The organism is Arthrobacter sp. BE255 (assembly GCF_031457335.1).
Lineage (GTDB): Bacteria > Actinomycetota > Actinomycetes > Actinomycetales > Micrococcaceae > Arthrobacter.
This window is the reverse complement of record NZ_JAVDWK010000008.1, coordinates 50,404-74,833: the sequence shown is the minus strand read 5'-3', so window position 1 is coordinate 74,833 and position 24,430 is coordinate 50,404. Positions and strand designations below refer to the sequence as shown.

At 66.9% G+C, this 24,430-nt stretch carries 26 protein-coding genes; 22 read left to right on the top strand and 4 right to left on the bottom strand.

Annotated features, from left to right (window positions below; translation table 11 throughout):
• Window positions 1-4 precede the first annotated feature (4 nt).
• Window positions 5-1,132: a GTP 3',8-cyclase MoaA gene (moaA, locus tag J2X42_RS14510; protein WP_310166284.1), complete on the bottom strand. Its 1,128-nt coding sequence runs from the start codon at window positions 1,130-1,132 to the stop codon at window positions 5-7.
• Between moaA and J2X42_RS14505 the strand changes: the two genes are divergently transcribed.
• The 8 genes from J2X42_RS14505 to J2X42_RS14470 all read left to right on the top strand — a co-directional run bounded on the left by J2X42_RS14505 (window position 1,131) and on the right by J2X42_RS14470 (window position 7,037).
• Window positions 1,131-1,256, top strand: coding sequence for a hypothetical protein (locus J2X42_RS14505; RefSeq protein ID WP_310166282.1), 126 nt, complete (start codon window positions 1,131-1,133; stop codon window positions 1,254-1,256). The two genes, moaA and J2X42_RS14505, sit on opposite strands and share 2 nt — an antisense overlap.
• Entirely contained in the window at window positions 1,253-2,866 is a 1,614-nt protein-coding gene (locus J2X42_RS14500) for a molybdopterin-dependent oxidoreductase (protein WP_396134082.1), read from the top strand. The genes J2X42_RS14505 and J2X42_RS14500 overlap by 4 nt, the downstream gene beginning before the upstream one ends.
• Before the next feature lie 24 nt (window positions 2,867-2,890).
• Window positions 2,891-4,225 carry a gephyrin-like molybdotransferase Glp gene (gene glp, locus J2X42_RS14495; RefSeq protein WP_310166280.1) on the top strand — a complete coding sequence of 445 codons (1,335 nt, stop codon included), beginning with the start codon at window positions 2,891-2,893 and terminating at the stop codon, window positions 4,223-4,225.
• The gene (gene moaC, locus J2X42_RS14490; RefSeq protein WP_310166277.1) at window positions 4,213-4,698 is read left to right on the top strand and encodes a cyclic pyranopterin monophosphate synthase MoaC; all 486 of its coding nucleotides are present in this window, start codon (window positions 4,213-4,215) and stop codon (window positions 4,696-4,698) included. Before glp ends, moaC begins: the two co-directional genes overlap by 13 nt.
• Window positions 4,695-5,222 carry a MogA/MoaB family molybdenum cofactor biosynthesis protein gene (locus tag J2X42_RS14485; protein WP_310166275.1) on the top strand — a complete coding sequence of 176 codons (528 nt, stop codon included), beginning with the start codon at window positions 4,695-4,697 and terminating at the stop codon, window positions 5,220-5,222. Before moaC ends, J2X42_RS14485 begins: the two co-directional genes overlap by 4 nt.
• Window positions 5,212-5,673 (top strand): molybdenum cofactor biosynthesis protein MoaE, encoded by a 462-nt coding sequence (locus J2X42_RS14480; RefSeq protein WP_310166273.1) that lies wholly within the window; start codon window positions 5,212-5,214, stop codon window positions 5,671-5,673. The genes J2X42_RS14485 and J2X42_RS14480 overlap by 11 nt, the downstream gene beginning before the upstream one ends.
• 110 nt (window positions 5,674-5,783) lie before the next feature.
• Complete coding sequence (dapB, locus tag J2X42_RS14475; RefSeq protein ID WP_310166271.1) at window positions 5,784-6,554, top strand: 4-hydroxy-tetrahydrodipicolinate reductase; 771 nt, start codon at window positions 5,784-5,786, stop codon at window positions 6,552-6,554.
• 3 nt (window positions 6,555-6,557) lie between these two features.
• Window positions 6,558-7,037 (top strand): hypothetical protein, encoded by a 480-nt coding sequence (locus J2X42_RS14470; RefSeq protein ID WP_310166268.1) that lies wholly within the window; start codon window positions 6,558-6,560, stop codon window positions 7,035-7,037.
• Between the two features lie 48 nt (window positions 7,038-7,085).
• Here the strand turns inward: J2X42_RS14470 and J2X42_RS14465 are convergent, their stop codons facing one another.
• Window positions 7,086-8,321, bottom strand: coding sequence for a heparan-alpha-glucosaminide N-acetyltransferase domain-containing protein (locus tag J2X42_RS14465; protein ID WP_310166266.1), 1,236 nt, complete (start codon window positions 8,319-8,321; stop codon window positions 7,086-7,088).
• Between the two features lie 125 nt (window positions 8,322-8,446).
• Between J2X42_RS14465 and J2X42_RS14460 the strand changes: the two genes are divergently transcribed.
• The 8 genes from J2X42_RS14460 (at window position 8,447) to J2X42_RS14425 (ending at window position 17,169) form a co-directional block, all read left to right on the top strand.
• On the top strand, window positions 8,447-8,869 hold the full coding sequence (locus J2X42_RS14460) for a hypothetical protein (protein WP_310166264.1): 423 nt from the start codon (window positions 8,447-8,449) through the stop codon (window positions 8,867-8,869).
• 32 nt (window positions 8,870-8,901) lie between these two features.
• Window positions 8,902-9,648 carry a carbon-nitrogen hydrolase family protein gene (locus J2X42_RS14455; protein WP_310166262.1) on the top strand — a complete coding sequence of 249 codons (747 nt, stop codon included), beginning with the start codon at window positions 8,902-8,904 and terminating at the stop codon, window positions 9,646-9,648.
• 99 nt (window positions 9,649-9,747) lie between these two features.
• A complete protein-coding gene (gene dapA / locus J2X42_RS14450; protein WP_310166261.1) occupies window positions 9,748-10,656 on the top strand; it encodes a 4-hydroxy-tetrahydrodipicolinate synthase in 909 nt (302 codons plus the stop codon).
• 41 nt (window positions 10,657-10,697) lie between these two features.
• Window positions 10,698-12,389: a ribonuclease J gene (locus J2X42_RS14445; RefSeq protein ID WP_310166258.1), complete on the top strand. Its 1,692-nt coding sequence runs from the start codon at window positions 10,698-10,700 to the stop codon at window positions 12,387-12,389.
• A 132-nt stretch (window positions 12,390-12,521) separates the two neighbouring features.
• Complete coding sequence (locus tag J2X42_RS14440) at window positions 12,522-15,428, top strand: DNA translocase FtsK (RefSeq protein WP_310166256.1); 2,907 nt, start codon at window positions 12,522-12,524, stop codon at window positions 15,426-15,428.
• A gap of 9 nt (window positions 15,429-15,437) precedes the next feature.
• Window positions 15,438-16,061 (top strand): CDP-diacylglycerol--glycerol-3-phosphate 3-phosphatidyltransferase, encoded by a 624-nt coding sequence (gene pgsA, locus J2X42_RS14435; protein ID WP_310166254.1) that lies wholly within the window; start codon window positions 15,438-15,440, stop codon window positions 16,059-16,061.
• 23 nt (window positions 16,062-16,084) lie between these two features.
• Window positions 16,085-16,564, top strand: coding sequence for a CinA family protein (locus tag J2X42_RS14430; protein ID WP_310166252.1), 480 nt, complete (start codon window positions 16,085-16,087; stop codon window positions 16,562-16,564).
• Window positions 16,565-16,716: 152 nt separating this feature from the next.
• Window positions 16,717-17,169, top strand: coding sequence for a helix-turn-helix domain-containing protein (locus tag J2X42_RS14425; RefSeq protein WP_131132456.1), 453 nt, complete (start codon window positions 16,717-16,719; stop codon window positions 17,167-17,169).
• A 58-nt stretch (window positions 17,170-17,227) separates the two neighbouring features.
• Here the strand turns inward: J2X42_RS14425 and J2X42_RS14420 are convergent, their stop codons facing one another.
• Complete coding sequence (locus J2X42_RS14420; protein WP_310166250.1) at window positions 17,228-17,758, bottom strand: MarR family winged helix-turn-helix transcriptional regulator; 531 nt, start codon at window positions 17,756-17,758, stop codon at window positions 17,228-17,230.
• A gap of 41 nt (window positions 17,759-17,799) precedes the next feature.
• On the opposite strand from J2X42_RS14420, the gene J2X42_RS14415 reads away from it, so the two are divergent.
• From J2X42_RS14415 to dapF, 6 genes are all read left to right on the top strand, one after another.
• Entirely contained in the window at window positions 17,800-18,024 is a 225-nt protein-coding gene (locus J2X42_RS14415) for a DUF3046 domain-containing protein (RefSeq protein WP_131132454.1), read from the top strand.
• A gap of 191 nt (window positions 18,025-18,215) precedes the next feature.
• A complete protein-coding gene (gene recA, locus J2X42_RS14410; RefSeq protein WP_131132453.1) occupies window positions 18,216-19,271 on the top strand; it encodes a recombinase RecA in 1,056 nt (351 codons plus the stop codon).
• Window positions 19,272-19,446: 175 nt separating this feature from the next.
• Entirely contained in the window at window positions 19,447-19,932 is a 486-nt protein-coding gene (locus J2X42_RS14405) for a regulatory protein RecX (protein ID WP_310166512.1), read from the top strand.
• Between the two features lie 60 nt (window positions 19,933-19,992).
• On the top strand, window positions 19,993-21,540 hold the full coding sequence (gene miaB / locus J2X42_RS14400) for a tRNA (N6-isopentenyl adenosine(37)-C2)-methylthiotransferase MiaB (RefSeq protein ID WP_310166247.1): 1,548 nt from the start codon (window positions 19,993-19,995) through the stop codon (window positions 21,538-21,540).
• A gap of 3 nt (window positions 21,541-21,543) precedes the next feature.
• The gene (gene miaA / locus J2X42_RS14395; RefSeq protein WP_310166245.1) at window positions 21,544-22,440 is read left to right on the top strand and encodes a tRNA (adenosine(37)-N6)-dimethylallyltransferase MiaA; all 897 of its coding nucleotides are present in this window, start codon (window positions 21,544-21,546) and stop codon (window positions 22,438-22,440) included.
• A 66-nt stretch (window positions 22,441-22,506) separates the two neighbouring features.
• Window positions 22,507-23,451, top strand: coding sequence for a diaminopimelate epimerase (dapF, locus tag J2X42_RS14390; protein ID WP_310166243.1), 945 nt, complete (start codon window positions 22,507-22,509; stop codon window positions 23,449-23,451).
• Here dapF and J2X42_RS14385 read toward each other — a convergent pair.
• The gene (locus tag J2X42_RS14385) at window positions 23,432-24,046 is read right to left on the bottom strand and encodes a methyltransferase (protein WP_310166240.1); all 615 of its coding nucleotides are present in this window, start codon (window positions 24,044-24,046) and stop codon (window positions 23,432-23,434) included. The two genes, dapF and J2X42_RS14385, sit on opposite strands and share 20 nt — an antisense overlap.
• Window positions 24,047-24,430 lie beyond the last annotated feature (384 nt).

Below are 24,430 nucleotides of genomic sequence, written 5' to 3'. Positions count from 1 at the left end.
GAATTCAGCCTCCGATGGCGCTCATGCTGCGGTCCGGCTGGACGAAGTCCGGGGCGTCAAGTCCAACGTGGTCCATGCCATGCGCCTTGGGTTTGACCCACATGGCGTCCTGCCAGCGTTCGGCCAGGGCGTCGTCGCTGGCGCCCTCGCGCAGGAGCCCCAGGAGGTCGTATTCCTCCCGGGAGAACAGGCAGCTCATGATCTTGCCCTCGGCGGTGATCCGGGTCCGCCGGCAATCCGAACAGAACGGCTCAGTGACAGAGGCGATGATTCCCACGGTGCCCAGCACCGGTCCCTGCGCTTCCACGGACCCGCCCGCACGGCGTCGGACTTCAAACCGCTCGGCCGGGGCACCGTCGCGGGCACGCGGATCCGGGCTCAGGACATAGTCCACTGACAGCAGGGAACGGATTTCGGCGGCGGTGATCATGTTCCGCCGGGTCCAGCCGTGGTCGGCATCCAGGGGCATCTGCTCGATGAAGCGCAGCTCGTACCCGCGGTCCAGCGCCCAGGCGAGCAGCGACGGCGATTCGGCGTCGTTGATGCCGCGCATCAGCACGGCGTTGAGTTTGACCGGGCCCAGGCCTGCGGCCCACGCGGCGTCCACGCCGGCGAGCACCTGGTCCAGGAAGGGCCTGCGGGTCAGCTTGGTGAACGTTTCCTCGTGCAGGGAGTCCAGGGAGACGTTGATGCGGGTCAGCCCGGCGGCCTTCAGGGCAGCGGCCTTCTTCGCCAGGCCCACGCCGTTGGTTGTCATCGAGATGGGCAAATCGGGGTGGTTGCTCCGAAGAGCCGTGATGATCTCCACCAGGTCATGCCGGACCAGCGGCTCGCCGCCGGTCAGCCGGAGTTCCCGGACCCCCAGCCGGTCCACGCCGATCCGCACAATCCGCACGATCTCCTCTGCCGACATGACCGCCTGCTTTGCCAGCCATTCCAGGCCCTCAGCAGGCATGCAGTACGTGCACCGGAGGTTGCATTTGTCGGTCAGGGACAGCCTCATGTCCGTCGCCCGGCGGCCATAGCGGTCCGCCAGCCCCGCAGGCGCATCGGCAGGGCGCGCGGCAGGCCCGGGCGGCAGGCCTGTGCCTGCGCTGTCCCGGGGTTGCGGTATGCCTAGCTGAACGCTCATGAATTCAGGCTACGCCACGTTTGGCCCCCTGATCACGCCCGTGACGCCGGGGCCCGGATTCCTGCAGGGCATGGCCGTCCGGCCGGTGCCCTGCGGCCCCCGCGAACCTATGCTGGAGGTGTGAATACGCCCGAGCACAATGAGGGAACGGCCGACGGCGGCACGCGCACCTTGGCACCGCAGAGAACCGTGGGTGCCGGCAGCCGGAAGGCGCGCTGGGCCGCCGCTTCGGGTGTGGTGGCGGTCGGTGGCGGCGTGGTGCTCGGGGAACTGCTGGCCGGCCTGGTGAGCCCCGCCGTTTCGCCCCTGACAGCCGTCGGCGGGGCCGTCATAGACGCCGTTCCGCCGGCGGTCAAGGAATGGGCCATTGCCCTGTTCGGCACATCCGACAAAGTGGCGCTGCTGGTGGGGATGGCAGTGGTCATCGCAGCACTGGCTGCAGTGGCAGGAGTCTTCGAATACCGCAGGCGTTTCGCGGGCTCTGTGGTGATAGGCGTCTTTGGGCTCGCCGGACTGGCAGCTGTGCTGACCCGGCAACAGGCCACCGCCGGCGCAATAGTTGTTCCGGTGGTTGTGGCCGTTGCATCGGTGATCCTGCTGCGCCTGCTCACGGGCAGACTGCACAGATGGCCCCAAAAGGTGGCGTATGCGGGGGAAGCGGGGCCGCCCCGCCGCAGTTTCCTGCAACTGCTGGCCGGCGGTGCGGCGGCCACGGCGGTGGGCGGTGCCCTCGCCGCCGTGTGGCGTGGTGCAGCCGCCGTGGTCAACGATGCCCGCCAGCAGCTTCAGCTCCCTGCCGCGGGATCGGCCGCGCCGGCCATTCCGTCCGGCGCGGAGGTGGGGCTTGGCGGCATGGAACCCCTGGTCACCCCCAACGCCGACTTCTACCGCATCGATACCGCCCTGACCGTTCCAGCGATTGATCCCGGGAAATGGGTCCTTCGCGTCACAGGCATGGTGGCCGAGGAAGTTGAGCTGACCTTCGCCGAGCTCCTGGCCAAACCGCTGATCGAACGGCACGTCACCATCGCCTGTGTGTCCAATGAGGTGGGCGGTGACCTGATCGGCAACGCCCGCTGGCTGGGCTGGCCGGTCCGTGAATTGCTGGCCCTGGCCCGGCCGCAGCCCGGCGCGGACATGGTCCTCTCCAAAAGCACAGACGGCTGGACGGCGGGCACGCCCCTCGACGTCCTCTCTGACAGCCGCGACGCCATGCTGGCCGTGGGGATGAACGGCGAGCCGTTGCCGCTGGAGCACGGGTTCCCCGTGCGGCTCGTGGTCCCCGGGCTTTACGGGTACGTTTCTGCCACCAAATGGCTCACGGAACTCAAGGTCACCAGGTTCGCCGACGACGTGGCCTACTGGACGCCCCGCGGCTGGTCGGACCACGGCCCCATCAAAACGTCCTCCCGCATCGACGTGCCGCGAAACGGCCGGACGGTCACCGCGGGCACGGTGATGCTCGGCGGCGTGGCCTGGGCCCAGCACACCGGCATCGGCAAGGTGGAACTGCGCGTTAACCGCGGAAACTGGCAGGAGGCAGAGCTTGCCCCGGGGATCTCCGTTGATACCTGGTACCAGTGGACGTGCGGAATCGAGCTGACCCCCGGACAGTATGAGGTCCAGGTCCGCGCCACCGACCTCAAGGGCAAAGCGCAGGCGGAGGAGCGCAGGCCGGTTGCGCCTGACGGAGCCACTGGCTTCCACACCATTACAGTTGACGTGAAACCGTAACTGGCCGCAACCGAAAGCAGTCCCATGCCCAGCGACCCGCATCCGCACGGCCACGCGCCCGCCCCCGACGTTGTACCGCCTGAAGTTATCCAGGCCCAGGGTACGCACAACGACGGCGCCCGGCACTCCGGAACCCACCGCGCCGGCAGCCACCAGGCGCGGTCGGTGGCGGCCCACCTCTCAGCTGTCATGGACCTGCTCGCGCCGCTGAGCGTGGCCGGACGCACCGAACAGGTGCCCCTGCGGGAAGCGCTGGGCAGGGGCCTGGCAGCGGACGTCATGGCGCCCGTCAGCCTGCCGCCGTTCGCCAATTCCCAGATGGACGGCTTTGCCGTCAAGAGTGCGGTCATTCCCGACGGCGGCGCGAACCTTCGTGTGGCCGCCCCCGTCCCCGCAGGTGCCATGCCCGCGCCCCTGGAGCGGGGCACCGCCGCCCCCATCATGACCGGGGCCGCGATCCCGGCCGGCGCGGACGCCGTCGTGCCTGTGGAGAGGGCAGTTCCGGACCGTTTCCCGGATCCCGGCACGGACAGCACGGTGTGGCTCCCGGCGACGGCGGCGGGAACCTTTGTGCGGTCCGTGGGCAGCGACCTCGCAGCGGGGGAGCGGGCGCTGGCAGCCGGGACGTTCCTGGGACCGGCCCAGCTGGGGCTCCTGGCAGGCCTGGGCCTCGCCGATGTCGCCGTGTACAAAGCCCTGACAGTCCTGCTGGTCACCACCGGCGATGAAGTGGTGGAACCGGGCCAGGACCTTCCGGCAGGCAAGATCTACAACTCCAACGGAACCCTGCTGGAGAGCGCCATGCGCCAGGCCGGACTGACTGTGGTCCGCACACGGATCGCAACGGACAGCCCCGGGGAACTTCAGGCCCTGCTGAGCAGCCACGCGCCGTCGGTGGACCTGATCGTCACCACCGGCGGAGTGAGCATGGGCGCTTACGAGGTGGTGCGCCAGGTGCTCGAAGGGCACGGCGCCGACTTCCTCCACGTCGCCATGCAGCCCGGCGGCCCCCAGGGAATCGGCACCTTCGAAGGCGTTCCCTTCCTCGGCTTCCCCGGGAATCCGGTGAGCTGCCTGGTTTCCTTCGAAATGTTCCTGCGGCCCGTGCTGTCCGGACTGTTCGGGTCGCCGGCGCCACGCACACCCGTCCGCGCCCGGCTGGCCCACGGACTCAGCTCGCCCGCGCACAAGCACCAGGTCCGCCGCGGCAGCCTCCAGCCCGACGGGACCGTGCGCCTCGAAGGCGGCGAAAGTTCCCACCTGATGCATGCGCTGGCGGGATCCAACGCCCTGGTGCACGTCCCTATCGGGGTCTCGGCGCTCGCAGAGGGTGATGAGGTGGAAGTATGGATGCTGTGAATCCAGAACCAAGCCTGACCCACCTGCGCCAGGACGGCAGCGCCCAGATGGTGGACGTGTCGGCGAAAGCCGAAACCACGCGGGAAGCCACCGCTACGGCCACCGTCAACACCACCTCCGACGTCATGGCCCTGCTGGGATCCGGCGGCCTGCCCAAGGGCGATGCCCTGGCCGTGGCACGCGTCGCCGGCATCATGGCCGCCAAAAAGACGCCCGAACTCATTCCGCTGTGCCATCCGCTGCCGCTGTCCAAAGTGACGGTGGACTTCGAGCTCGGCGCGGATTCCGTCTCCATCCTGGCCACGGTCAAGACCCGCGGAGTCACCGGCGTGGAGATGGAGGCCCTCACTGCGGCCTCCGTGTCCGCCCTCAGCGTGTACGACATGATCAAGGCCGTGGACAAGCACGCTGTCCTGACGGACATCAAAGTGCTGGCGAAAAGCGGCGGCAAGAGCGGGGACTGGAAACTGTGAGCACCGAGAGTACCTTCCTGCCGGAGCCGCACCGGCACGGCGACGTCCAGGGCCGGAAGGCCGGGGTGGTCATCGCGTCCACCCGGGCCGCCGCCGGAATCTACCAGGATGAAACCGGGCCCGTCATCATCGACTGGCTCACCGAGCACGGCTTCGAGACGTTCCCCGCCATGGTGGTCCCGGACGGCGAGCCCGTCGGCGCGGCCATCCGTGCGCTCCTCACCCAGCATCCCGCCGTCGTCATCACCAGCGGCGGCACCGGGCTCAGTCCGGACGACCGCACGCCCGACGTCACGCTGCCGCTCCTGGACCGGGAGATTCCGGGCATCATGGAAGCCATCAGGCGGGCAGGCGCGGCCAAGACACCGCTGGCGGCGCTGAGCCGCGGCCACGCCGGCGCGCACGGCAGCACGTTCATCATCAACCTGCCCGGTTCACCCAAGGGCGTCATGGACGGATTGTCCGTCCTGGACCCCGTGATCGGGCACCTTTGCGACCAGCTGGAGGGCACCAATGGGCACTGAATCCGATTTCGAAGTGGTCCACGCGGTCCTGAGCGCGGAGCCCATCTCCGTGGACCAGGCCATCGCCGCGGTGGAGTCGGACACTGCCGGGGCTGTGGTCAGCTTCAGCGGCGTCGTCCGTAACCACGACGGCGGCAAGGCAGTTGAGCGGCTCAGTTACAGCGCGCACCCCACGGCCCACCAGGTGATGGCAGACGTCGTCGCCCGGCTTGTTGCCGAGCATGCGGGCGACGCGTCCGCCACGCAGCCGGTGCGCATCTGGGCTGCCCACCGCATCGGCACCCTCGAAATTGGGGATCCTGCGCTGGTCTGCGCCGTCTCAGCGGCGCACCGGGGCCAGGCTTTTGCCGTCTGTTCCGAACTGGTGGACCGGATCAAGGCAGAGGTGCCCATCTGGAAGGAGCAGTTCTTCTCCGACGGCACGGTTGAGTGGGTGGGCGCCGGGAGCTGATTCCCGGGTGCCTTTCGCCCGCCTGCCTGCCTGGATGTCCTGGCGGCGTGGGAGGTAACGCACAGCCCCCGGTTCCATCCGGCGTCCGGCCCGACGGTAGGGTTAACGGCATGACCGAACAACTTTCCGTACCCCGGCGCGTGGCCGTCCTGGGCGCCAACGGACGCATGGGCGCCGAAGCCGTCAAGGCCGTTGAAGCCGCCCCCGACCTGGAGCTGGTTGCCGCCCTGGGACGTAGCGACTCGCTTGACCAGCTGGCCGCCGCGGGCGCCGAATTCGTGGTGGACCTGACCGTTCCCGAAAGCACCGAAGCGAACGTCCGGTACGCCGTCGAGCACGGAATGCACGCCGTCGTCGGCACCACCGGGTGGGATTCAGCCCGGCTGGCCGCCCTGGAGGCACTTCTTGCCGAGCACCCGGAAACCGGCGTGCTGATCGCCCCCAACTTTGCCCTCGGGTCCGTGCTCGCCTCGGCGTTCGCCGCCAAGGCCTCCAAGTACTTCGACTCCGTCGAAATCATCGAACTGCACCACCCGGACAAGGTGGACGCGCCCTCCGGCACCGCCGTCCGGACCGCCCAGCTCATCGCCGCCGAGCGGCAGGCTGCAAACGTACCGGCAAGCCCCGACGCCACCACCACCGAACTCGCCGGCGCCCGCGGCTGCGACGTGGACGGCGTGCGCGTCCACAGCGTCCGGCTCCGCGGCCTGGTGGCCCACCAGGAGGTGCTCCTCGGCGGTCCGGGGGAGCAGCTGACGTTCCGTCACGACTCCTTTGACCGCGCGTCATTTATGCCGGGCGTGCTCCTTGGCGTCCGCAATGTCGCCTCACACCCGGGCCTCACCGTGGGACTCGACGGCTACCTGAACCTGGGGCTCTGAGCCGTGGCTGACGTGGTGGCCGCATTCCGGAAGAACCGCACCAAGATCTGGGTGGGCGCCGTGACGCTCCTGCTGGTCTTCTACCTGGTGGTGTCCTTCCAGCGGTCGGTCCTGCTGCTGCTGGACAGCAATCCCGCCGCCAAGGCGATCGGCGCCGCCTACCTGGTGCTGCCCATTATCGGCGCGTGGGCGATGATCCGTGAACTGCTGTTCGGCGCCCGCACCGAGCAGATGGCGAAGGTCCTCGAGGCCGAGGGCGGGCTCCCCGTGGACGAACTGCCCCGCACCCCCGCCGGACGGATTGTCCGCTCAGCGGCGGATGCGGAATTCGAAAAATACCGTGCAGAGGCCGAAGCGGCGCCCGAAGACTGGCGGTCGTGGTTCCGGCTCAGCTGCGCCTACGACGCGGCAGGGGACCGCAAGCGCGCCCGGGCGTCCATGCGCGACGCCGTGAAGCTGTTCCGGGGCAAGGTTCCGGCCTAGTCGCTGCGCTCCCTCCCGGGCAAGCCGGGCGGGCCGCTCACCGGCCCTTCAGCGTCGCGCGTTCCGCTCCATCCGGCCCAGCTGGTTGGCGCCATGGCCCAGCCATTCCAGCGGACCCCGCCATTTCAGCAGGACAAAAACAATGCCCACAATGATGGCTGTGGCGGCGTGGGCAAAATACATCCCGTCTTCGGTCCAGCCCGCCGGGAGCGGCTTCAAATAGAAACCCGAAACCACCCAGACGTGGACGGTGTACAGGGTCAGAGTCATGGCACCGGGCCCGCGCAGCGGCAGCAGCAGGTCCAGGTCCAGCCAGTCAGCGAGCCTGCCGAGCAGCAGGCACGCACCCACCACGGCGGCCGCCACTCCGGACGTATGCGCCAGGTCCAGGGCGGTGCCGGAGTGCGGCGCAGCGGAGGCCAGCCACCACCACGAGCCCTCCTGCGGCACGCCGGTGAGGTTGACCTGCAGCACGCTGTCCAGGGGGTAGTTGGGGGCGTTCAGCACGTCCTCGAGTGCGGCCCTCCCGCCCCAGGTTTCCATCGCGGTAACACCCAGGGATTTGGTGAAGACTGACAGTACCGTTCCGCCAGCGAGGAGCAGCCAGGGCACCAGCGCCCTGGTCAGTGGAAGGCGTCCGATCAGCAGGCCCACCAGCAGGTAGGACATCCACTGGAAAACGGGGTAGTAACCGGTGAAGAACAGGTCGCCCAGCAACGGGCCCGGCGTGGATAGATCCTCCCAGGACGGATTGTGCCCAAGCTGCAGGGGCGGGTTGGCCGCCAGCAGCCAGGGCCGGAGCAGGTAGGCAAGCACCGGCGAAACAAGGATCCATCCCGCCGCCCAGGCGCACAGCGCCTTCGGCTTCAGGCCCAGGAACGGAAGGATGCACAGGAACAGCACCGCGTAGTGGACCAGGATGATGGCCAGGTTGACTTCCAGTCCGCCCAGCGTCAGTCCGACGGCGGCAATCACCGCCGCGCGCAAGGCAATCCCGCGGCGGGCGGCCCCCAGACGGGCGCCTTCCGCCGGCACCTGCTTTCCCGTAGACAGCGCGAGGCCGATTCCCGCCAGTACGGCGAAGAGGGCGGCTGCACGGCCCGAGAACGTCAGGCCGATCCACGTGGGCGTGAGGTCGGCGTTGGACTCGAACGTGGGGAGCAGATGGGTGGCCATCATGCCCAGGAGGGCCAGCCCACGGGCCGCGTCAATGCCGCGGAGCCGATCCGCGGCTGATGAGCTTCGGGGCGCCCTGGATGGCTTTGCCGTGGCGCGGGAGGTCATGAGCCGATCGTCTCACAGGATGCCGGGGACAGGCAGTCAAGTGCCGGCAGTCCCGTGGGCGAAACTCCTGGGGCAACGCCGCACAGGCCTTGTGTTCGAATATATGTTCGAATAATATTGGCGGCATGCACACCCCATCGCAGCCACAGCCACCCTCAGCCCTTCCGGCAGGGAAAGGACGGGACCGGACCAGCCGCAGCCCGGACGGTCCGGCGGCGCCCGCGGGACTTATGAAGGCCATGAGCCCCGGCGTCGTCGACTACCTTTTCCGGCAGCTCGTGGCCGGGGAATCTCCGGAGGACGTCCAGTGGCAGCAGGAGGGCATCGCCCTGGCAGCGCAGCCGGTCGGGGCGGAACTGGCGCGCCGGTTGTCGGAGACGGATCTGGACGCCCTCACGCCCACGGAACTCTTCCACTACGTCAGGGCGGCCCAGCGCCTGGCCACCTGGGCTGAGAGCTTGCGGGAGGCCGCCGTCGGACGCTACTGCGGTCCGGACATGCCACGGTCGGACAATGGCCGGCAGCACGGCGGGGTCTCCTCGCCGTGAATATGTCCTGCCTGGTTCCCTAGGATGAGGTGGTGACCAATGCCCTGACGGTGTCCGCCATCCAGTATCGGGCCCTCGACGGCGGAATTCTCCCCAACGCGATGGAGCACGTCCGCCTGATCGAGGACGCAGAATCGCACGGCGCACGGCTGGCCGTGTTTCCGGAGCTGTCCCTGCTTGGCTACGACCTCGCACTGCTGGCCTCACCCGAACACTGGCTCGTCCCGGGCGACGAGCGCCTCGACGATGTCCGTGAAATCTGCCGCCGCACCGGAATTACGGCAGTCGTGGGAGGCGCATACCGGGAACCCGGGGGCACTCCGCGGCTGGCTTCGCTCGCCATCCATCCGGACGGCACCACCGAACCCGCCTTCAAAACACACCTGCATGGCCGGGAAAAGGACATCTTTGTTGCCGGCAACGGTGCAAGCGTCCTGCAACTCGACGGTTGGCGGATCGGCCTTGCCATCTGCTTCGATGCCGCCGTGCCCGCCCATTCAACCGGAGCGGCAGAGGCAGGCGCCGATGCCTACGCGGTGTCTGCCGTCTACACCAGGGACGAGGACCACCGGCTTGAGCTTCACCTGGGCGCCCGCGCCATGGACAACAGGATGTTTGGCATCCTGGCCAACCTTGGTGGAACCACCGCCCTGGGTGCCTCATGCGGCCTGAGCGGTTTTTGGGGTCCTGACGGCTTGCGGATGAAGAAGGCGGCAGGAACGGGAACGGAAGTGGTTACGGCAACCCTTTCGCGGAGCGCGCTGTTGAAATTCCGCTGAGCCCGGGAGCCCCAACAACGTCTACGGCAGGCGGTATTTGACGTTCATCACGTCCCCGCCATTGTCCTAACCAGCCGCGGACAGGGTAACGTTTTTTCCATGCCTCACACATCCGCGAACATCCCTGCCCTTGGTACCCTCCTGACCGCCATGGTTACACCCTTCACCAAGGATGGCGAAGTGGATTACGCCCAGGCGGCAGAGTTGGCTACCAAGCTCGTGGATGATGGCTGCGACGGCCTGGTGGTTACCGGCACCACCGGCGAAACCTCCACCCTCACTGACGAGGAAAACCTCGGCATGTTCCGTGCCGTCAAAGAGGCTGTCGGCGACCGGGCCGCCATCATCGCCGGAACCGGAACCAACGACACGGCGCACTCCGTGCACCTTTCGAAGAAGGCGGCCGCGCTCGGCGTCGACGGTCTTCTGCTCGTCACGCCCTACTACAACAAGCCCAGCCAGGCGGGCGTCCGCGCACACTTCGAGGCCATCGCCTCAGCAACCGATGTGCCGGTCATGCTGTATGACATCCCGGGCCGCTCTTCCATCCCGATCGAGCCCGAAACCATGATCCGCCTCGCGCAGCACCCGAACATCGTCGCCGTCAAGGACGCCAAGGCCGATTTCACCGCCGCAACCCGCGTTATGGCCGAGACTGACCTCCATTTCTACTCCGGGGATGACGGACTGACCCTGCCCTGGATGGCCCTCGGCGCCGTCGGCCTCGTTGGTGTCACCACCCACGTCGCGACCCGACGCTTCCGCGAACTGATCGACGCCGTCAACGCGAACGACCTCGCGACGGCCCGGAAGATCAACTTTGAGCTCCAGCCGGTCATCCGCGCCACGATGACCCGCGTCCAGGGAGCCGTTGCCGCAAAACAGATTCTTAAATGGCAGGGAGTCCTGCCCAACTCGATTGTCCGTTTGCCCCTCGTGGAGCCGGACGAAGCCGAGATCGTAACCATCCGCGAGGACTTGGCTGAAGGAGGGCTGGTCTTTTCCTGAAGGCTAAGACCGGCACCCTTCCGCCTGGAAAGTAGTGCACTATGACCCAAATCGCCCTTCCCGGCCTTGTCACCCCTCCCGCCCTGCCGCAAGGCACCCTTCGGATCGTTCCGTTGGGCGGGCTGGGGGAGATCGGCCGGAACATGGCCGTGTTCGAAATCGACGGCAAACTCCTCGTGGTGGACTGCGGTGTCCTTTTCCCCGAAGAAACCCAGCCCGGCGTTGACCTGATCCTGCCCGATTTCTCGTACATCGAGGACCGGATCGATGACATCGTGGCTGTCGTCCTGACCCACGGCCACGAGGACCACATCGGCGCGGTGCCGTACCTCCTGCGGCTGCGGGCCGACATCCCCCTGGTGGGTTCCCAGCTGACCCTTGCGCTGATCGAGGCCAAGCTGCAGGAACACCGCATCCGTCCCTACACCCTCACGGTTGAAGAAGGACAGGTGGAGAAGTTCGGTCCCTTCGAATGCGAGTTCGTTGCGGTCAACCACTCCATCCCGGATGCCCTGGCCGTATTCATCCGCACGGCCGGCGGCACCGTCCTGCACACCGGTGACTTCAAGATGGACCAGTTGCCGCTGGACGGCCGCATCACCGACCTCCGCCACTTCGCCAAGCTGGGCGAAGAAGGCGTGGACCTCTTTATGTCCGACTCCACCAACGCGGATGTGCCCGGCTTCACCACGGCTGAGAAGGAAATCGGCCCTACCCTGGAACGGCTCTTCGGCCAGGCCACCAAACGCATCATCGTGGCGTCGTTCTCCTCGCACGTGCACCGCGTGCAGCAGGTCCTTGACGCCGCGGCCAAGCACAACCGCAAGGTCGCCTTCGTGGGCCGGTCCATGGTGCGCAACATGGCCATCGCGGCGAAGCTCGGCTACCTGGACGTTCCTGAGGGCCTTATCGTCGACATCAAGAACATCGACAACCTGCCCGACAACCGCGTCGTGCTCATGTCCACGGGTTCCCAGGGCGAGCCGATGGCTGCCCTGTCCCGCATGGCCAACGGCGACCACCGCGTGGTGGTGGGCGACGGAGACACCGTCATCCTGGCCTCCAGCCTCATCCCGGGCAACGAAAACGCAGTCTTCCGGATCATCAACGGCCTGCTCAAGCTGGGCGCCGACGTGATCCACAAGGGCAACGCCAAGGTGCACGTCTCCGGACACGCGGCCGCGGGTGAGCTGCTGTACTGCTACAACATCCTGGAACCGCTCAACGCCATGCCGGTGCACGGCGAGACCCGCCACCTGATCGCGAACGGCAAAATCGCCATCGAATCAGGCGTCCCCACGGCCAGCGTCATCCTCGCGGACAACGGCACCGTGATCGACCTCAAGGACCACCGGGCCGACGTCGTTGGCCAGGTTGAAGTGGGCTTTGTCTATGTGGACGGCTCCAGCGTCGGCGAAATCACCGACGCCGACCTCAAGGACCGCCGCGTCCTGGGTGATGAGGGCTTCATATCCATCATCACGGTGATAAACCGCGCCACCGGGAAAGTGGTCTCCGGACCGGAGATCCACGCCCGCGGCGTTGCCGAGGACGATTCCGTCTTCGACGACATCATCCCCAAGATCAATGCCGCCCTCGAAGAGGCCGTGCTGAACCACTCCGACCACACCAGCCACCAGCTGCAGCAGGTGGTCCGCCGCGTGGTGGGCACCTGGGTCAACCGGAAGCTCCGCCGCCGTCCCATGATCATCCCCGTAGTGCTCGAGGCGTAACAGCCCTGAGCCCCACCGGAATCACCGAAGGCCCGGTCCACGTGGAACCGGGCCTTCGGCGTCTCAAAATGCAAGTCCGGAACGGGCCGGAAATCCGCGGAATTCCGGCCCGGTTCGGGTAGCGTGGCAAGTATGGCCACTCGTACTACTTCCGCGCCCAAGGGCCCCGCCAGGGGCGCCGCCAGTGCCAAATCCGGCAGCACCACTGGCCGCGGGGCCGGCTCCGCGGCGTCCAAAACCGGCCGGACGTCCGCACGCCCCAGCACGGCGCGCACCCGCCAGTTGCCCGCCGTCGAAGAGCACCAGCCGTGGCTGGTCCGCGTTGTGGGCGGCGCCTGGCTGGGCATTGGCCACCTGGTGGGAGGCGGCGTCCGCAGGATCGGCCACGACGTCAGCGACCTGCCCGCGGAGGACCGCCGGGACGGCGCCGCACTGTTCAACCTGGGCCTCGGGGTCTTCATCGCCACCTTCGCCTGGTGGGGTCTCACAGGTTGGTTCCCTGACGCGGTCTACAGCGTCGTCAACGGCACGTTCGGCTGGATGTCGCTGCTGCTGCCGCTGATGCTCTTTGTCTGCGCGTTCCGCCTCTTCCGGCAGCCGTCCGACGGTCGGGGCAACAACCGAGTGGGCATCGGCTTCCTCATCATGACTTTCGCTGGCTGCGGCCTGGCCCACATCGTGGGCGGACAGCCCACCGTTGCTGACGGCTTCGACGGACTGCGCCAGGCCGGCGGCATGCTCGGTTTCCTGGCCGCCTCGCCGCTGGCCGCCATTCACGCCGCCGTTCCGGTGGCCCTTTACGGCCTGCTGGCATTTGTCTCGCTGCTCATCATCACCGCCACGCCCTTCGGCGCGATTCCACGGCGGCTCCGGGGCGGCTACGAGCACCTGATGGGCATCGACCTCCAGGAGCCGGACGAGGACCGGGACGGCCACGACCGCAGCTACCTGGAACAGGCCCCCGCGGCCGTGCCCAAGAAGAAGAAGCGGCGGCTGTTCGGCAAGGACGAGGACTCCGACGCCGGGCTGGAAGGCTATGTGGGCGACGAGGCCTTCGAGCACGCCGTCATCGACGACGACGAACCGGCCGACGACGCGAAGCCAGGCCCGGGGCCGCGGCTTGCTCCCGGCGTGCGCCGCCCCACCCAGGCGGAAATCGCCGTGGAGAAGATCAAAGCCGCCCAGGGCCTGGGAACGGCGGCGCATTCGCTTTCGGCGGGGGAGAACGCCACCGAAGCGATTCCGCTGGTGACGCCGGGCATGGTGGCCGCGGGGTCGCTGAACCCGGTCAAGGTGCCGGCCAAGCCCGTAGCTCCGGCGCCCCTGCCCACCCCGATCCCACAGCGGACCGAACAGCTGTCGCTGGCCGGCGACGTCACCTACACGCTGCCGTCGTCGGACGTCCTGACGCCCGGTTCCATCCCGAAGGAGCGCACCGAAGCCAACGACGCCATCGTCGCGTCCCTGACCGAGACCCTCAACCAGTTCAACGTCGAGGCGCAGGTGACCGGATTCAGCCGCGGTCCCACCGTGACCAGGTATGAGATCGAGCTGTCCCCGGGCACCAAGGTGGAGCGGGTCACCGCGCTGTCCAAGAACATCTCCTACGCCGTGGCCAGCTCCGATGTCCGCATCCTGAGCCCGATTCCAGGCAAGTCCGCAATCGGCATCGAGATCCCCAACACGGACCGCGAGACCGTCTCGCTCGGCGACGTGCTCCGCAGCCAGAACGCCCGCCGGACCGACCACCCCATGGTGATGGGCGTGGGCAAGGACGTCGAAGGCGGCTACGTCGTGGCCAACCTCGCCAAGATGCCCCACCTGCTCGTGGCAGGTGCCACCGGTGCCGGTAAGTCGTCGTTCGTGAACTCGATGATCACGTCCATCCTCATGCGGGCCACCCCGGACGAGGTCCGCATGGTCATGGTTGACCCCAAGCGCGTGGAACTGACCGCCTATGAAGGCGTCCCGCACCTGATCACCCCCATCATCACCAACCCCAAGAAGGCCGCGGAGGCCCTGCAGTGGGTGGTCCGTGAGATGGATGCCCGCTACGACGACCTCGCCAACTACGGCTTCAAGCACATCGATGATTTCAACAAGGCCGTCCGTGCCGGCAAGGTCCAGCCGCCGGTCGACTCCAAGCGCGTCATCCGGCCCTACCCTTACCTGCTGGTGATCGTTGACGAGCTCGCCGACCTCATGATGGTTGCGCCCCGGGACGTTGAAGATTCCATTGTCCGCATCACGCAGCTGGCCCGTGCCGCCGGCATCCACCTGGTCCTCGCCACCCAGCGTCCGTCCGTCGACGTCGTCACCGGCCTGATCAAAGCCAACGTCCCGTCCCGCATGGCCTTCGCCACGTCCTCAGTCACTGACTCCCGCGTCGTCCTGGACCAGCCGGGCGCGGAGAAGCTCATCGGCCAGGGCGACGCCCTCTTCCTGCCCATGGGCGCATCGAAAGCCATGCGTGTCCAGGGCGCCTGGGTCACTGAGTCCGAAATCCACAAGGTCGTTGAACACGTCAAGGGCCAGCTCAAGGCCGTCTACCGCGACGACGTCGCCCCCGAAGCGCAAAAGAAGCAGATCGACGACGACATCGGAGACGACCTCGACGTCCTGCTGCAGGCCACCGAACTCGTGGTTACCACCCAGTTCGGCTCCACCTCAATGCTGCAGCGCAAGCTCCGCGTCGGCTTCGCCAAGGCCGGGCGGCTCATGGATCTCCTCGAGTCCAGGGGAGTGGTGGGCCCGTCAGAAGGCTCCAAGGCACGCGACGTCCTGGTCAAGCCAGATGACCTCGCTGCCGTCCTCGCCGCCATGAAGGGCCAGGACGCGCCGGTTTCCCCGGACTCCCAGACCGCGGCCCTGAGCGACAACGCGAACGCCAACATCGCCCAGGGCGGCTACGCGGAGGACCTCGTGCAGGCGGACCTGGACCAGCGCAGCCAGAACGTTGAATACTTCGACGGTGCGGACGCCGGCTCCAGCGACGACGAAGACGGCTCCGAAGACGCCTGGTCACTCACCGGACGGTAGCCTAGGAAGGTGACTAGCACCGAAGCAACCGCCGCCGGCTCCAGCAGTTCAGGGATCTGGAATCTTCCCAACATCCTGACCATGCTGCGCATCGCGCTGGTGCCTTTCTTCGTCTGGTTCCTGATAGCCGATGCCCCTGGGCTGCGCAGCGAGTCGGGACTGTGGCGCTGGGCCGCGGTGCTGGCGTTCGCCGTCGCGATTTACACTGACAAGCTCGACGGCGACATCGCCAGGAGCCGCGGCCTCGTCACCGACTTCGGCAAAATCGCCGACCCCATCGCCGACAAGCTCCTGATCGGTTCCGCCCTGGTCATGCTGTCCGTCCTCGGGGAGCTCCCGTGGTGGGTCACGGTGTTGATCCTCGTCCGCGAGTGGGGCATCACGGCCCTGCGTTTCTTTGTGATCCGCTACGGCGTGATCCCGGCCTCACGGGGTGGCAAGCTCAAGACGGTGGTGCAGACCGCCGCGATTTTCCTCTACCTCCTGCCGCTCGCCGCGTTCGCCCCGTGGCTTGTCTGGGTGGCTTTCGCCGTCATGATGGTGGCCGTGCTGATCACCGTCTGGACCGGCGTCGAATACGTGGTTGAAGCCCTGCGGCTCCGTGCGCAGGGAAAGCGCAGTGCCGGCCAGTAGGCCACTGTAGACAAGGAGCAGACATGACAAACCTCCACCACCTCGCCGGGGACGCAGTCAAAAACGCCCTGGACCGGGGGCTGACCGTCGCCACCGCCGAGTCGCTCACCGCCGGAATGGTCTCCGCCATCCTGGCCGACACCGCCGGCGCCTCCGGAATGCTGCAAGGGGGTGTCGTAGCCTACCAGAACTCCGTCAAAGTCGACGTCCTGGGCGTTTCGCCGGAACTGCTTGCCGCAGCCGGATCCGTGGATGGGGAAGTTGCCGCCGCCATGGCAGCGGGCGTCCGCGCGGCCCTGGGCTCGGACATTGGCGTGGCCACCACAGGGGTCGCCGGCCCCGAGGAGCACGATGGCAAGCCCGTGGGGACCGTCTACATCGGGGTCGCGACGGCGGACGGCAGCGAGTCCTTCGACTACGGCTTTTCCGGCAACCGGGCAGAGATCCGTGGCCAGGCCTGCGGAGCCGCCTTGGAGCGCCTCCTTGCAGCCCTATCTTCCTGAAGTTACCGGGGGTAAAGTATCCGGGAACAAATCCCGGTACCCATTAGTTATTACATTGTGTCGCTTCCGGAGAGCGGAGGCGCCTAGGATGATTACACCACCACGGTTCGCTCGACGGCGGACCGGACTTATGAGGGAGCAAGGCGATACAGATGGTAAAGCAGCCCGTATCCGTAAACGGCGTTGTCCGCTGGAAGGATGTGGGCCTCGCCGATCAGGGCAAGAGCGAACAGAAGGAGCGCAAGATGGTTGTACTTCGTCACGAAATCGGTGATGTTCTGCGCGATGTCCGCCAGCGTCAGGGGCGTACTCTTCGCGAAGTTTCGCACAGTGCCCGTGTTTCCCTGGGATACCTCAGTGAAGTGGAGCGCGGCCAGAAGGAAGCTTCGTCAGAGCTTCTGTCCTCGATCTGCTCCGCTTTGGACGTACCCCTGTCCAGCATGCTCCGTGAAGTCAGCGACCGCGTCGCCGTCGCAGAGGGCGTTGCTGTTCCGGACACCGTTCCGCAGGAGTTCTCGCAGCGCTATGGCCGCGATCTCGAGCGGGACCTGAACGCCGAACTCACCAACGAACTTTCCAAGGGACTGCTTTCCGGAGCACGGTAGGCACCCTGAACGATTAACCAACGAAAGCCTCCGGCACGCGCCGGAGGCTTTCGGTGTCTTAGGGCTGGGTGTCTTTCTTCGCAGGCGCCACGTCCTGGGGGAAGCCATCGCGTTCATAGGTGGCGTTGAGCTTGGCCATATACGTCGCCAGCGTCTGCAGGTCCTCGAGGGGCCATTCGCCCAGCCGTTCCCGGAAGACTTCGCGCCGGGCGTCCTGGACCTGGTGCATTTTCTCTTCGCCTTTGGGCGTCAGCCGGATCGCCTGGGCGCGGCCATCCAGCGGGTCGGCCTCCTTGGAGACCAGCCCGATGCTCTCCAGGAACGCGATCTGCCGGCTGACCGAGGGTTTCCCGACGCCGATGCTCAGGGCAAGATCAGTCAGGCGGATGGGACCTTCGCGCCGGATCACGGTGAGCAGGCCGTACGCAGCAGGTTCCATGTCGGGGTGGACCTGGCGGGACAGCTGATGGGATACGGACCGTGCCCTTCGCCAGAAGACGCTGATCTGATGCTCCACGGTCTTCAGCGCCGCATCGACGGTGTCGTCAGAAGGGCCGGCGGGAGCGGGAACGTCGGGGGAGTTGCTCATGGCAACAATTCTAAGGTCCTGCTTCATGAGAGACTCTATTGGTGCGAATCAGTGACTACTGGCGTCTGATGGACGACGAATTCGGCTCCGGATACTCACGCGTCGTGAGCGGTTCCCTGATCCTTGCCGGGGTCGGCGGACGCACCGCGGACCAGGCACTGGCCGCGGGCGTGAGCCCCCGGCAGGTATGGCTGGCGGTCTGCGACGTCCAGGACGTCCCGCCGGAACGGCGCCTGGGCCGGGACATCAAACCCCTCCGCGACTGACCTGAACTGCGCTGACACGCCGCAGGATTGTTCGAATATCTGTTCGGGTAAAGCTATGCTTTTCCTAGTGGGTTATCCACATAGCCGATGTCATCCGGCCAGAATGTCAGTGGGTGCCATTAGCGTCAGAGATGACCAAGAAACGGCCGCTCAGGCCACTCCAAAGCGAGAAAGCATTAGAGGTGTGAACCATGGCGGCAGCCCCGGATCGTCAGAAGGCGCTCGACGCAGCACTGGCACAGATTGACAAGCAGTTCGGCAAGGGCTCGGTCATGAGGCTGGGCGACGAAGTCCGCGCCCCCATCGAGGTCATCCCCACCGGATCCATCGCATTGGACGTCGCCCTGGGAATTGGCGGCCTGCCCCGCGGCCGCGTGGTGGAGATCTACGGTCCGGAATCCTCAGGTAAGACCACCGTTGCGCTCCACGCCGTAGCCAACGCCCAGCGCCTGGGCGGCATCGCAGCCTTCATCGACGCCGAGCACGCCCTGGACCCCGAGTACGCCGCAAAGCTGGGCGTGGACACGGATGCGCTGCTGGTTTCCCAGCCGGACACCGGCGAGCAGGCCCTCGAAATCATGGACATGCTGATTGGCTCCGGCTCGCTGGATGTCATCGTCATTGACTCCGTGGCCGCCCTGGTGCCGCGTGCGGAAATCGAAGGCGACATGGGTGACAGCCACGTGGGCCTGCAGGCCCGCCTGATGAGCCAGGCGCTGCGTAAGATCACCGGCCGCCTGAGCCAGACCAAGACCACCGCCATCTTCATCAACCAGCTCCGCGAAAAGATCGGCGTCTTCTTCGGATCCCCTGAAACCACCACCGGTGGTAAGGCCCTGAAGTTCTACGCCTCCATCCGCATTGACGTGCGCCGCATCCAGACGCTCAAGGAAGGCGCGGATTCGGTCGGTAACCGTACCAAGGCCAAGATCGTCAAAAACAAGATGGCCCCGCCCTTCAAGATCGCCGAGTTCGACATCATCTACGGCCAGGGCATCTCCCGCGAGGGCGGAATCATCGACATGGGCGTGGAGCACGGCATCATCAAGAAGTCCGGTTCGTGGTTTACGTACGACGGCGACCAGCTGGGCCAGGGCATGGAGAACTCCCGCCGGTTCCTGCGTGACAACCCGGAACTCGCTGCCGAGCTTGAGCGCCTGATCAAGGAAAAGCTTGGGGTCGGGGTCAAGCCTGCCGAAGCCGATTCAAAAGACACACCGAAGCTGAAGGCTGTTGACGGCTTCTAGGGACACCGCGGACCTCACGGACGGTCCGGGCTTCGGCCCGGACTCCGGCACCGGTCCAGGCCGACGCCGGCGGGGCCGGGGCGGCGGACGCTCCGGTTTCGGACCGGACGGGCCCAGTCCGGATTCTTCGGTCGCGTCAGACCCGGAACCGGATCCTGCTTCAGTTGCACGTGCGATCGTGCTGCGGCAGCTGACCAGCTCGGCCAAGAGCCGGCTGCAGCTGTCGCGCAAGCTGGCCGAGCGCAACATCCCCGAGGACGTTGCCGAGGCCGTGCTGGACAGGTTCCAGGAGGTGCGACTCATCGACGACGCCGAGTTTGCGGACATGTGGGTGCGCAGCAGGTCCCAGTCCCGGAAGCTCGCCAAGGGCGCGCTTCGCCGCGAGCTGGCAGACAAGGGGATTGATGCGGACACGGCTGCCTCGGCGTTGGAACAGCTCTCCGACGAAGACGAGGAAAGTGCCGCGCGCCTGCTCGTGGAGCGGAAGCTGCGGCCCGGCACCGATCTCTCGGACCAGGCCGAGCGGGACAAGACCACCCGGCGGCTCGCGTCAATGCTTGCGCGCAAGGGGTACCAGCCGTCGCAGGCCTTCCGGATTGTCGGCGAGGTGCTCGCCTCGCGTTCGGACGGCGGGGACGGGGACAGCCTCCCTGAGGAGTAGGCCCATTGGGAGGACTTCCCGCCGGAGCGGCGATTTCCGCCGAACCGGTACCCTTAACAGGTGAGTTTGACCATTCCTTCCCCCGCATCCGGTACCGCCCCTTCAGCCGACCCTGCGGCGCCGCCCCGTACATATCAGGTGCGCACGTTCGGCTGCCAGATGAACGTGCACGATTCCGAGCGGATGGCGGGCATGCTCGAGGACGCCGGTTACGTACCGGCCGCCGGGGACCATGCGGACGTGGTGGTGTTCAACACCTGCGCTGTCAGGGAAAACGCTGACAACAAGCTGTACGGCAACCTGGGCATGCTGGCGCCGGTGAAGGCCGCCAACCCGGGCATGCAGATCGCTGTCGGCGGCTGCCTGGCACAGAAGGACCGCGAAACCATCCTCAAAAAGGCGCCGTGGGTGGACGCCGTCTTCGGAACCCACAACGTGGGGGCGCTTCCTGCCCTGCTGGACCGGGCACGGCACAACAACGAAGCCCAGCTGGAGATCCTCGAATCGCTGGATGTCTTCCCCTCCACGTTGCCTACCAAACGGGACTCGGTGTATTCCGGCTGGGTGTCCATCTCCGTCGGCTGCAACAACACGTGCACTTTCTGCATCGTCCCCGCCCTTCGCGGCAAGGAGAAGGACCGCCGCCCGGGTGACATCCTGGCCGAGATCCAGGCCCTCGTGGACGACGGCGCCATCGAAGTCACCCTGCTCGGCCAAAACGTCAACTCCTACGGGGTCGAATTCGGCGACCGCCAGGCCTTTTCCAAACTCCTGCGCGCCTGCGGTGAAATCGAAGGCCTGGAACGGGTCCGCTTCACCAGCCCGCACCCGGCGGCCTTCACCGACGACGTCATCGAGGCCATGGCCGAAACGCCCAACGTCATGCCACAGCTGCACATGCCGCTGCAGTCCGGCTCGGATAAAGTCCTGCGCGACATGAAGCGGTCCTACCGTTCCACCAAGTTCCTCGGCATCCTGGACAAAGTCCGGGACAGGATCCCGCACGCCGCCATCTCCACCGACATCATCGTGGGCTTCCCCGGCGAAACCGAAGAAGACTTCCAGGCCACCCTGGATGTGGTGGAAAAGTCCCGCTTCGCCACCGCGTTCACGTTCCAGTACTCCAAGCGGCCCGGCACCCCTGCTGCCGACCTTCCGGACCAGCTGCCCAAGGCCGTGGTCCAGGAGCGCTTCGAACGGCTGACCGCCCTCCAGGACAGGATCGCTGCCGAGGAAAACGCCAAACAGCTCGGCCGCCGCGTCGAAGTCATGGTCACCGCCCAATCAGGGCGCAAGGCAGGCGAAACCCACCGCCTTTCCGGACGCACCCAGGACCAGCGGCTGGTGCATTTCTCCGTTCCTGCGGGAGCACCCGCACCCCGTCCCGGCGACCTCGTGACGGTCACGATCACCGAAGCCGCTGCATTCCACCTGGTGGCCGACCCCACGGCGGAGGACTACAGCCTCCGTCGTTCCCGCGCTGGCGACGCCTGGGACAGGTCGCAGGCCGACTCGTGCGGGGCCCCGGCGCCGAGCGCGGCGAAGAATGCAGCCGGCCGCTCCGGCGTTTCGCTGGGCATGCCCTCGTTGCCGGTCCGCAGCGCCTGACCGGTGGCCAGTCCTCCGGTCATCGCCGTCGTTGGTCCCACCGGGTCGGGTAAGTCCGACCTCGCCGTCAGCCTCGCCCTTGCCTTGGACGGGGAAGTGATCAATGCCGACGCCATGCAGTTCTACCGCGGCATGGACGTCGGGACGGCCAAAATCACCCAGGCTGAACGCAGGGGAGTGCAGCACCATCTGCTGGACACCCTGGACGTGACCCAGGAAGCGAGCGTCTCGGACTTCCAGCAGCAGGCCCGCGCCATCATCGCCGACATCCACGCACGAGGGAAGCGGGCCATCCTGGCCGGCGGGTCCGGGCTGTACGTCCGGGCAGCGTTGGATGTCCTGGAATTCCCCGGAACCGACCCCGACGTGCGCGCGGTGCTGGAAGCAGAGCACGCAGCGGAGGGCACCGGACCGCTGCTGGCCCGGCTGCGGGCCGTTGACCCTGTGTCGGCGGCACGCGTCTCGGACACCCGCCGGATCATCAGGGCACTGGAAGTCCACCAGCTCACCGGCCGGCCATTCAGCTCCTTCATGCCCCGGCGGGAGTATTTCCAGCCCGCCATCCAGATCGGCCTGGCCGTGGACCGGGAACAGTTGCGTGAACGGCTTGCCCAGCGTGTCCACGCCATGGTGGACAACGGCCTGCTTGAGGAGGTCCGGCAGCTGGACAAGGCAGGCCTGCGCCACGGCAAGACCGCCCCGCGGGCGTTGGGCTACTCCCAGTTCCTTAGGGTTCTCGACGGCGGCGCCACCGTTGAGGAGGCCGCCGAAGAGACCATCGTGGCCACGCGGCAGTTCGCCAGGCGGCAGCTCACCTGGTTCCGTGCCGATCCCCGGATCAGCTGGCTGGACTGGAAAGACCCCGAACTGGCAGCACACGCGCTCACGCTCTGCGGCTGAACCGGCGCCTGCCCGCCGGGCGCAGCGGGTTTCTGATGCCCCGCAGTCGGCCGGTAACCTTGGAACATGGACGCTACCCCCGCAGAGACCCTCGAGCCCGCCATCTCCACCCTGGGCGGACTCCGCTTCTCGAAAGGCCACGGCACAGGCAACGATTTTGTCCTGATCGCCGATCCTGACGGCATCCACACCATCGGCCCCGACCAGGTTGCCGCGCTGTGCGACAGGCACCGCGGCATCGGCGGGGACGGACTCATCCGCGCCGTACCGTCGCGCTTCCTGCCTGAGGGCCGGGAACTGCTGGGCACAACCCCGGACGCCCAATGGTTCATGGATTACCGCAACGGGGACGGCTCCCTGTCCGAGATGTGCGGCAACGGCGTCCGGGTCTTCGTCCACTTCCTCCGCGCCGAGGGCCTGGTTGACCTGCCCGACGGCGGCGCCCTCACCATCGGAACCCGCGGCGGAATCAAAACCGTTGTCCGTACCGGCGAGGACTACGCCGTCGACATGGGCCCCTGGGAGTTCATTTTCCCCGGGGAAGCCTCCGCCAAGGCGATGGACTCCCTGGTCACGGCCGACGGCCTGGAAGTGCCGCGCCCCGCCCTCTCCGTCAGCATGGGCAACCCGCACACCGTAGTGGCCCTCGCCGAGCTTTCCGAACTGGAAGCCACCCGCCTGTTCACCGCCCCGCACGTGGATCCCACCCCGGCCAACGGAACCAACGTCGAGTTTGTGGTCCCCTCAGAGCCGCTGGTGCATGACGGTGTGGGCACTGTGACCATGCGGGTCCACGAACGCGGCGTCGGCGAGACCCAGTCGTGCGGCACGGGCGCCTGCGCTGCCGCCGTCGCCATCAGGCACTGGGCCGGGGCCGGGGCGCCTGACGCCTGGAACGTCAAGGTGCCGGGCGGCGTCGTCGGCGTCAAGTTCTTTGCCGGAGCCGGCGGGCACGAGCACGTCGAGCTCAGCGGCCCGGCGGTGATTGTGGCTAGCGGGACGCTTTCCTGACCCGCAGGATCCTGAAGGCTTTGGCTGTGGCTTCCCGGGTGACCGTGAACGAGCCGTCCAGTTCCTGTGACAGCCAGCGCTGCAGGGAGTCGGAACCAAGGTTTTTCTGGACTACCAGCCATGCGGAGCCGCCCGGTGCCAGCCGCGGAATCCACAGCTTCAGCAGTGAGTGCAGTTCGTCCTTCCCGATCCGGATGGGCGGGTTGGACCAGATGGTGTCGAAACGCAGGTCCGGGTCCACCTCGTCCGGCGTGCTGGCGGTAACGTTCCGCAGGCCGAGCGAAGCCGCGTTTTCGTTCGTCAGTGTGATGCAGCGCTCGTTGACGTCCACCGCGTAGACCTTCGCATCGGGCGAGTGCAGGGCCATGGTGATCGCGATGGGACCCCAGCCGCAGCCGATATCCAGCAGGTTCCCTGACTGCGCCGGCGCCGGGACCTCAGCCAGCAGCACGGCCGTACCCTTGTCGATTCCGTCAGGGCTGAAAATGCCGCCGGATGTCTGCAGTTTGCGCGTCTCCCCGGCCAGGTCCACCGTGAGCGGCTTGCGGGTGAACGGCCCTGCGGGCGATGCGCTGAAATAGTGTGCGGACTCCATAACTGGCCAGATTAGTTGGCCGTGAAGCGTAAGGGAAACCGCGCCGGACCGGGTCTGCTAATCTGGAAGGCATGTTCCTGATCTTCGAGTAGCCGGCACGGGTTGAACCCGTCCCGCAGCCACGTCCCGCAGCGATGCAGGTTTTCACCTTCCGCAGATGCGTCACCGACCAGGCCTTTGGCGCCCGGTTCGACCGCCGGGCAATACTCGAAGCCAGCCCTCACGCTGTGCCCTTCCCGGTGTTGCCTGCGCCTTTACCCACTCCACTACTTCGATGGATGTGGATCTACGTTGCGTGCCACCGCCTTGCACGGCGCGCGCAGCAGACCGGAGCCAGGATGACCGCCAGCCGTCAGCCCAGCGCGAATACGTCCCCACTCACCA